Here is an 8720-nt window from a genome sequence, read left to right on the forward strand (position 1 = left end):
ACCTCGCGCAGCCCCGCCACCATGAGGTTGAAGGCCTCCGTCAGCCGGCCCACCTCGTCCTGGGACTTCACCTCCACCCGCGCGTCCAGATCTCCCCGCGCCACCCGGTGCGCCGCGTCCGCCAGCGCCCGTACTGGCCGCACCACCCGCCGCGACACGTACGCGCCCGCCAGCACGGCCAGCACCAGCGCGCCGCCCACCGCCAGGAGGATGCGCTGGCGCACCGCCGCCACCTCCCGGTCGATGTCCTCCACGTACACGCCCGTGCCCAGAACCCAGCCCCACGGCGGGAAGAGCTTCACGTAGCTCTCCTTGGGGATGGGGTCCGGAGAGCCCGGCCGCGTCGCCTCGTACGCCAGCGCGCCCTCGCCCTTCGCCTTCGCCAGGGCGACGATGTCCATGAACACCGGCCGGCCCCGCACGTCCCGGTAGCCCTTCAGGTCCTTGCCCAGCATGGCCGGCAGGTGCGGGTGCATGACGAGCTTCGTGTCCAGGTCGTTCACCCAGAAGTACTCCACCCCCGAGTAGCGCAGCCCCTGCAGCAGCGCCGCCGCCCGGGCCTGCGCCTCCTGCCGCGTCAGCGTGCCGGCCCGCTCCTGCGCCTCGTACGCCTCCAGCACTCCGTAGGCTGTCTCCACCGCCTGCCGCAGCCCCCGAACCCGGTCCTCGCGAAGTTGCTCGCGCAGCGTCGGCAGCACGTAGCCGAGGATGACGAGCAGCAGCGGCAGCGCCACCACGCCCATCGCCACACAGAGCTTCACCAGCAGGCTGCGCCGTCCAAACGACATCGGGCCGCAGCCTAGTCCGCCTCCTCCCGCAAGGCGCACGCTCGTGGGCCCGCTTCCCCGAGTGGCGCTACACCCCGTGCCGGTGCTCGCACCGGGAGCGGACCGGGAACACCGGGAGGTCCTGGCTGTCCGTCTCGGAAGCGGGCCCAGGGGCGGAGTGGAGCCGCTCCGGGTTCGCCTTCGCGTCTCCTTGGAAGGCCCATGGGCTCGTGGAGCGCGCGAAGTGCGGAGGGCATACGGGCTCGTGGCGGGGCGGGACCGCCACGTGCGGAGACCTTGGATCGCCCGGACGGGAACCCGACCGGGAAGCCGCTTCGCGGGCCAGGACATTCGAGATGAGGCGAGAGAGGGAGCCCCCCGAACGGGGACCCGGTCGGGGAAGTCCCTGGGGCCGGAGGCGGAGCGGTCCGGGCGCCCCGCCGCCACGGCGCCGTGGAAGGCCGGTGGATGCCTCCCGGGTCGCGGATGCCACCGGCGGGAAGAAGGCCCGCCGCGGCGAGCCAACCCTCAGGGGAGGAACCCTTCGCAGGACTCGTAGGCACCGTAGGAAACTTGCCGTCCAACGTTATAGGTCACCCGGCTTTCTGGGCCTCCCCGGGCCCTCGCGGGGTGCCTGAATCGCTCGCCAGAGGGGGATTCCGTCGAGGAGAATGCGGGCCCGGCACGGTGGTCAGAACCCCCGGAGTTTCTCTCGTGGGCGGTAACCCTACGGGTGAACAACTTGAGGCTGACCCGGCAAGTTCTGTCTGTCTGCCTCCATACGTCCTATGCCAGCGGCCAAACGTTTCGGGTCGGTAAGGCATGGACAAGAAACTCGCAACCACCATCGGAGCAGCGGCGCGCGCCGCCCGGACCCGTCTGGAGCTCACGCAGGCCGACGTGGCCGAGCGCATCGATGTGGCCACCGAGGTATACGGGCGTCTGGAGCGCGGCGGCATGCTTCCCAGCGTGCAGACGCTGCTGAAGCTGTGTCACGAGCTGCACGTCTCCGCGGACGAGCTGCTGGGCCTGGCCTCGCACGGCACCGGCTCCACGCGCTCCTCCGCCGAGCCGCCGCCGTCTCCGCAGGAGCGGCCCGAGGTGCGGCGCCTGCTGCGCACCGTGCGCCAGCTGGAGCCCTCGAAGGTGAAGCTGTTGGGCCTGGTCGCCAACGCGCTGGGCCGGCGCTGAACGTCGCGCCCGCCCGCGCCCTTCCGTCACCGCGTCACAGCGACGACAGGAGCCGATCCAACTCGTCCGGCTTCACCGGCTTGACGAGGTGCATGTCGAAGCCCGCCTGCAGCGCGCGGTCTTGCCCCTCCGGGCCGCCGTAGCCCGTAATCGCCACCAGGCGGATGCTGTTGCCCACCCGTGAGCGCAGCTCCTCGGCCACCCGGTACCCGTCCAGCCCCGGCAGGCCGATGTCCACCAGCGCCAGCTCCGGCGACTGCGTCAGCGCCAGCGCCACGCCCTGAAGGCCGTCCGGCGCCACCGTCACCTGGTGGCCCCACAGCTCCAGCAAGTCACGCATGGCCTGGCGCGCGTCCGAGTTGTCCTCCACCAGGAGGATGCGCCGTCCGCGCCGCCCGTCGCTGACGCGCCCACTCGTGGCCGGGGTGCTCATCTCCGACAGGAGCGGCAGCTTCACCACGAACTCGCTGCCCCGGCCCGGGCCCTCGCTGTGGGCCTGGACGTCGCCGCCGTGCATCTGCACCAGCTTTCGCACCAGGGTGAGGCCGATGCCCAGGCCCCCGCGCGAGCGCTCCAGCGAGGTGTCCGCCTGGGCGAACAGGTCGAAGATGTAGGGCAGCACGTCGGCGGGGATGCCGATGCCGGTGTCCTTCACCCGCACCACCGCCTTCGCGGAGCCATCCACGCCCACCTGCTCGATGCGCACGAGGATGTGGCCGCCGTCCGTGTACTTGGCGGCGTTGTCCAGGAGGTTGGTGAAGACCTGCTCCAGCCGGGTGGCGTCCGCCGTCACCCACAGGGGGCCCGGGGGCATGGACACCTCCAGCCCCAGCCCGCGGGACTCCGCGATGGGGCGCGCCACCTGGAGCACCTGCCGCAGCACGTCCAGCAGGTCCAGCTTGCTGGTGCGCAGCTCCACCTTGTCCCGGGTAATGCGGCTGACGTCCAGCAGGTCATCCACCAGCCGGGCCAGGTGGTTGGTCTGCCGCTGGATGATGCCGCGCATGCGCGTTTCCTTGGCGTCGTCCGTGGGCTTGCGCTCCAGGATGCCAATGGCCGTCATGATGGCGGCGAGCGGGTTGCGCAGCTCGTGCGCCAGCATGGCGAGGAACTCGTCCTTGCGGCGGTCCATCTCCGCCAGCTCCTCGGCGCGCAGGCGGGCCACCTGCTCGGCATGGCGCAGGCGGAGCAGCGACTTCACCGTGGCGATGAGCTCCGCGGCCTCGAAGGGCTGGGTGAGGTATGCGTCCGCGCCGCCTTCCAGGCCGCGCACCTTCTTGTCGGAGGTGACGAAGGTGGCGGAGGTGTGCAGCACCGCCATGGACGCGGTGCCGGGGTTCTTCCGCAGACGCTCGCAGACCTCGTAGCCGCTGATGTCCGGCAGCTTCACGTCCAGGACGATGACGTCCGGGCGGTGCTGCTCCGCCATCAGCAACGCACCCATGCCGGTGGCCGCTTCCAGCACGCGGAAGCCCGCCATCTCCAGGATGCGGTTGACGAGGTATCTGTTCGCGTCGTCGTCGTTGACGTTGAGAACGGTGGCCAGCTTGGGCTCAACCACGGCGGCTGCCCTCCTGCAAGGCGCGGGCGCCGAGGCCGGCCTTGGCGAGTGCGTCGCGGATGCGCGTAATCGCCACCTCGCGGCTCAGTGTGTGTTTGGCGAGGATGGCGGCTGTCTCCCGGGCGAGGCGCGTGCGCTCGTCCTCCTGCAGCTCGTGCGAGGTGTGGAGGATGACCGGGATGTCGCGCGTGCGCGGGTCCGCCTTCAGCTCGTCGAGCACGTCGAAGGCGGTGATGTCCGGGAGGACGAAGTCCAGGAAGATGAGGTGCGGGGCCTGCTCGCGCGCCAGCCGCACGCCCTCCTTGCCGCCGGACGCCTCCAGCAGCACGTAGGGCAGGTCCTTGAGGAGCTGCTTGAGCAGGTAGCGGTGCACGTCGTCGTCGTCGATGAGCAGCAGCCGCTCCACGGGGCCCTGGCGGGCCATCGTCTGGAGCTTCTTCTGCAGGCGCTCCTCGTCCACCGGCTTGAGCCAGAACTCGTCGGCGCCCAGGGCGCGCGCCTTCTGCTCGCGGTCCGTCACGGTGACGACGAGGACGGGGATGTCTCGCGTGGACTCGCTGTTCTTCATGTCCGCGAGGAAGCTCCAGCTCGTCTCCCCCTCCAGCATGACGTCCAGCACCATGGCCGCGGGGCGCACGCGCTCCAGCACGCGCCGGGCCTCTTCGGTGGTGCGCACCGGCAGCACCTGGAAGCCGGAGCGCGCGAGGTACTTCTCGTAGAGGAAGAGCGTCTGCCGGTCGTCCTCCAGCACCAGCACCGGCGCGCGGCTGGGGTCCAGGTGCTCGCTGCGCTGGGACAGGCCCGCCATCTCCGCCACCTCGTTGTGGACGCGGGGGATGGTGACGGTGAAGGTGGAGCCCTGGCCGAGCGCGCTCTTCACGGTGAGGGTGCCGCCCAACAGCTCCGCCAGCTTGCGCGCCAGCGGCAGGCCCAGGCCGGTGCCCTTCACCTTGCGCTGCAGGTGGCTGTCCACCTGGGAGAACTCCTCGAAGATGCGCTCGTGGTGCTCCGGGGCGATGCCGATGCCGGTGTCCTGCACGGTGAAGACCACCGTGTCGCGCGGGCCCGGGACGACGGACAGGGTGACGTGGCCGGCCTCGGTGAACTTCAGCGCGTTGGAGACGAGGTTGCGCAGCACCTGGCTCAGCCGGGACTCGTCCGTCTCCAGCTCCAGCGCGTCCTCCGGCTCCACCAGCCGCAGCTCCACCGGCGAGTCCGGCGGGAGCAGCGGCTTCATCATGCCGCGCAGCGCGCTGAGCAAATCCCTCACCACGAAGCGGCTGTGGCGCAGCGTGGCCTTGCCGGCCTCCATCTTGGAGAGGTCCAGGAGGTCGTTCACCAGCTCGAAGAGGGCCTCCGCGGAGTTGCGGATGAACTGGACCTGCTTCTCCTGCTCACCGCTGAGCGGGCCGTTGATGGGGTTGAGCAGGACCTTGGACAGGCCGAGGATGGAGTGCAGCGGGGTGCGGAACTCGTGGCTGACGTTGGCCACCACCCGGCTCTTGATTTCGGCGGCGATTTGAAGGCTCTCGGCCTTCTCGTCGAGCGCGGCGTGGAGGCTGCGCACGCCGCGGTTGGACTCCTCCAGCTCGCGGTTGAGGCGCGTCAATTCGTCCGCGCGGCGCTTGAGCTCGCGCTGCTGGCGCTCCGTCTCGCGGTGCAGGGCGGACACCTCGCTGAGCGAGCTGCTGAGCTGGTCCAGCGCGGAGCCGTAGTCCTCGGGCACCAGGTTGCCCACCATCAGCACGCCGCCGTCATGGGGGCGCGCGCGGAAGGCGAAGGTGGTGGGGAGGTTGTCGCGGCAGAGGATGAGCTCCCAGCCCTCGACCTGCTCGTCGCGGGCCTGGACCAGCAGCTTGTCCACCTTCTCCTCGGCGCCCTTGGCCGCCAGGCCGCGCAGCGTCTGGCCGGGCTTCGCGTCGAGGAGAGACTGCGCGCGCGCGTCCACCCAGGTCAGGGTGCCCTGCGCATCGCAGACGAGGGCGATTTCCCGGCTGAGCTCCTCGAAGAGGCGTGCGTCGGGGGAGGCGGGGTGCCTCATGAACGAGTCTCCTCCCAGGACACGCCCGCGGTGGCGAGCAGGGCCCGGGCTTCCGGGTGCCGCGTACCCAGCACGGACTTCAACATGCCGAGCACGCTGGGAAATGCCAGCAGTCCAAATCCGCGCCGGGGCCAGAAGCCCACGTACCAGCGGACATGGTCTCCCATCACCTCGGGGCGCCCGGAGGCGAGCGCGTCCGCGAGGTAGGACAGATGCAGTTGCAACTCTTCCTCGAGACGCGTCCGGTCCTCGGGGATGATGTAGAGCGTCAGCCGCCCGGCGGCGGCGCGGGCCAGGGCGGGCGCCTCTTCTTCCAGGAGGTGGGCGGGGCCCTCGGTGTAGCGCAGGGCGTCGCGCGCGGCGCGCATGTAGTCGTGAGGTGCGGTGCCGGGGCCCCAGCCTTCCGCCTCCAGCGCGGCGGCCAGCCCGGTGAAGTGGCGGTCCAGGTGGCGCGTGCACATGCCGCGCGACACCAGCAGGGTGCGCAGCCAGCGCGCGTAGCCCTCCAGCACGGAGGGGCGTTGCTCGGCCAGGGCCTGGACGAGGTAGCGCACGTGGAAGCGCGCGTCCTCGTCGCCGAAGCGGCGGGTGCGCTCCTCGCCGTACCGGGCTTCCCAGAAGGGGTCCGCGTACAGGGGCTCCACGGACGTGGTGGCCAGCTTTTCCGTCCGGGCCTCCACGAGTCTGCTCAGCGGCTGCTCCATCTCGGTCAGACTCCCAGGGTCCGGCAGGCGGAGGCGACCAGCTCTCGCGCGTCCCTGCCAAAGAAGCTCACGTCCAGGTCCTTCTCCAGCTCCGGTGCCCACTGGAAGGCGAGCCCCCCCACGGCGATGGGCAGCCCCGGCATGGCGGCGCGCGCGTGCTTCACGGCCTCGCGCAGTTGGGGCAGGTGGTACGTCATCGTCACCGACAGGGCGAGCAGGTCCGGGCGCACCTCGCGCACCATGCGCGCCAGGTGCTCGGGCGGGACATTGGCGCCGAGGAAGCGCACGTCGAAGCCGGACATCTCCAGGAAGTCGCTGGCCATGCGCGCGCCCACCTCGTGCAGCTCGCCCTCCACGCACGACACCATGACGACCTTGCCGTTGTCCGGGTCCCTGGGCAGGTGGCGGTACAGGTGCGCCAGGGCCAGCTGCGAGATGGCGGTGGCCAGGTGCTCCTGCGCCACGGAGATGATGTTCTCCTGCCACAGGCGGCCAATCTCGTACTGGGCCTTCTGGATGATCTCCAGGTGCAGCACCTGGAGGGGAATGCCCCGCAGGAGCCCCTCGTCCACCAACAGACGCAGCGCCTCCTTCCGGTTCCCGGAGAGCTGCGCGGCGAGATACTTCTCGCGCAGTGAAGTCAGTGAGGGTTCGCTCTGGGGCAGCACGGGCTCGGAGGGGCGGGCAAGGTGCCGCGTGAAGATGGAACGGAAGGTATGAGGGACCGGAATCTCAGTTACAGCGAAGCGGACCCATTTTCATCGATAACACGACACTCGGCGACCCTGTTGATGGGCGCTCGGATGCTCGGCTGGCTGTAGCTTTTTCCGGATCATCCCGGCGCATCGTACCTGTGTACAATGGCACACACGGAGAGCCGGGGAGTGTTTGACGCGGAGGCGTGGGTGGGCTCGCCCGCTATGGGCCCTCGGGCGTCGGCTCCTGGCGCGGCAGCCGCACCGTGAAGGTGGTGCCGGCCTCGGCGGAGGAGTCGAGCGCCACCGTGCCTCCATGCGCGTCCACGATGTGGTGGACGATGTAGAGGCCCAGCCCGATGGAGCGGCTCGAGGCGCCGCCACTCGCCGAAGGCCCCCGGCGCATGGGCTCGAACAGCGTGGCCTGGAGGTGCGGTGGAATGGGCTCACCGCCGTTGTGGACAGACACGTGCCACTGCGCGTCCGAGCTCCCGGCGCGCACGGTGACGGGCAGGGTGGCGGGGCTGTAGGCCAGCGCGTTCGAGAGCAGGTTGGTCAGCACCTGGGCCATGCGGTCCCCGTCCCAGACGCCGCGGCCTTCGCCGGACAGCTCCAGCCGCACCTCGCGCTGCGCGTGCGACACGCGCAGGTCCTCCACCACGTCGCGCACGACGGCGTGCAGGTCCGTGGGGCCGCGCTCCAGGCGGATGCCTCCGCCCAGCCGCGCCTGGGTGAAGTCGAGCAGGTCCCGAATCATCCGCGTCGCCCGCTCGCCGCTGGACACGATGCGCGCCAGGTGCGCGTGAGCGCGCTCGTCGAGGTCCTCGCGGCGCTGGAGCACCGACGCGGCCAGGAGCATGACGGACAGCGGGTTGCGCAGGTCATGCGAGACGATGCCGATGAGCTGCTGCTCGAACTCCGCGCGGCGGCGCAGCTCCTCGCGCACGCGGCGGCGCTCGGTGATGTCCTTGGCCACGCCGAGGAAGCCCACGTCCTCGCCCGCGTCGCCGCGCAGCAGCGTGGTGCGGATGTCCACCCAGACCTCGGTACCGTCCTTGCGCCGCCCGCGCCACTCGCCCTGGAAGTCCAGCCCGGCGCGGATGCGCGCGAGGTCCGCCGCCGGGTCGTCCGACGCCTGACCCGGGTAGATGCGCGCGGTGGGCTCGCCCAGCATCTCCCGGGAGGTGTAGCCGAAGAGCTGCTCGGCGCCGTGGTTCCAGTGGGTGATGCGGCCCTCCAGGTCCGTCACGATGATGCTGTCGTGGACGTTGCGGAGGATGAAGGCCTGCTCGCGCAGCAGCGCGTTCGCCCGCTCCAGCTCGGTGCGTATCGCCCGCTCGGCATCCAGGAGGTTGGACTGCTTGCGCGCGGACGCCTGCGTGCGCAGGAGCCTGCCCAGGGTGGCCAGCAGCTCCTCCGGGTCCACCGGGGCGAAGAGGTAGCTGTCCGCGCCGCCCTGCAGGCCCTCCACCTTGTCCGTGGCGGACGTGAAGGACGCGGAGAGCTGGATGACGGGGATGGAGGCCGTCACCGGGTCGCGCTTCAGGCGCTGGCACACCTCGAAGCCGAGCATGTCCGGCAACAGCACGTCGAGCAGCACCGCGTCGGGCATGTCGCGGGCGTGCTTCAGCGCGTCCTCGCCGGTGGCCGCCTCCACCGTGGCGTAGCCCGCGCGCTTCAGCGTGACGGCGAGCAGGTAGCGGCTCGCCTCATAGTCATCCACCACGAGAATCACGGGCGCGGAGCGGGCGCCGTCTCTTA

The 8720-nt window shown here is 70.7% G+C and carries 7 protein-coding genes; 1 reads left to right on the forward strand and 6 read right to left on the reverse strand.

Going from position 1 to position 8720, the window contains the following annotated elements:
* On the reverse strand, window positions 1-788 hold a 788-nt coding region (locus HG543_RS48280), incomplete at its 3' end, for a cache domain-containing protein (RefSeq protein ID WP_169351730.1).
* 801 nt (window positions 789-1589) lie between these two features.
* Here HG543_RS48280 and HG543_RS48285 point away from each other — a divergent pair.
* Window positions 1590-1958, forward strand: coding sequence for a helix-turn-helix transcriptional regulator (locus HG543_RS48285; RefSeq protein WP_169351731.1), 369 nt, complete (start codon window positions 1590-1592; stop codon window positions 1956-1958).
* Between the two features lie 34 nt (window positions 1959-1992).
* Here the strand turns inward: HG543_RS48285 and HG543_RS48290 are convergent, their stop codons facing one another.
* From HG543_RS48290 to HG543_RS48310, 5 genes are all read right to left on the reverse strand, one after another.
* Complete coding sequence (locus HG543_RS48290; RefSeq protein ID WP_169351732.1) at window positions 1993-3519, reverse strand: response regulator; 1527 nt, start codon at window positions 3517-3519, stop codon at window positions 1993-1995.
* Window positions 3512-5560 carry a hybrid sensor histidine kinase/response regulator gene (locus tag HG543_RS48295; protein ID WP_169351733.1) on the reverse strand — a complete coding sequence of 683 codons (2049 nt, stop codon included), beginning with the start codon at window positions 5558-5560 and terminating at the stop codon, window positions 3512-3514. Before HG543_RS48295 ends, HG543_RS48290 begins: the two co-directional genes overlap by 8 nt.
* Window positions 5557-6264 carry a hypothetical protein gene (locus tag HG543_RS48300; RefSeq protein WP_169351734.1) on the reverse strand — a complete coding sequence of 236 codons (708 nt, stop codon included), beginning with the start codon at window positions 6262-6264 and terminating at the stop codon, window positions 5557-5559. The genes HG543_RS48295 and HG543_RS48300 overlap by 4 nt, the downstream gene beginning before the upstream one ends.
* 5 nt (window positions 6265-6269) lie before the next feature.
* Window positions 6270-6932, reverse strand: a complete 663-nt coding sequence (locus HG543_RS48305; RefSeq protein ID WP_169351735.1) for a cobalamin-dependent protein — start codon at window positions 6930-6932, stop codon at window positions 6270-6272.
* A 250-nt stretch (window positions 6933-7182) separates the two neighbouring features.
* Window positions 7183-8720, reverse strand: a 1538-nt coding sequence (locus tag HG543_RS48310; protein ID WP_169351736.1) for a hybrid sensor histidine kinase/response regulator, incomplete at its 5' end; no start/stop codon positions are given.

It is taken from the genome of Pyxidicoccus fallax (assembly GCF_012933655.1).
Classification (GTDB): Bacteria; Myxococcota; Myxococcia; order Myxococcales; family Myxococcaceae; genus Myxococcus; species Myxococcus fallax.

Bases quoted from the DNA above. Each gene is read 5' to 3' on its own strand.
- HG543_RS48285 (WP_169351731.1), top strand. From the start codon at position 1,590: ATGGACAAGAAACTCGCAACCACCATCGGAGCAGCGGCGCGCGCCGCC.
- HG543_RS48295 (WP_169351733.1), bottom strand. From the start codon at position 5,560: ATGAGGCACCCCGCCTCCCCCGACGCACGCCTCTTCGAGGAGCTCAGC.
- HG543_RS48300 (WP_169351734.1), bottom strand. From the start codon at position 6,264: ATGGAGCAGCCGCTGAGCAGACTCGTGGAGGCCCGGACGGAAAAGCTG.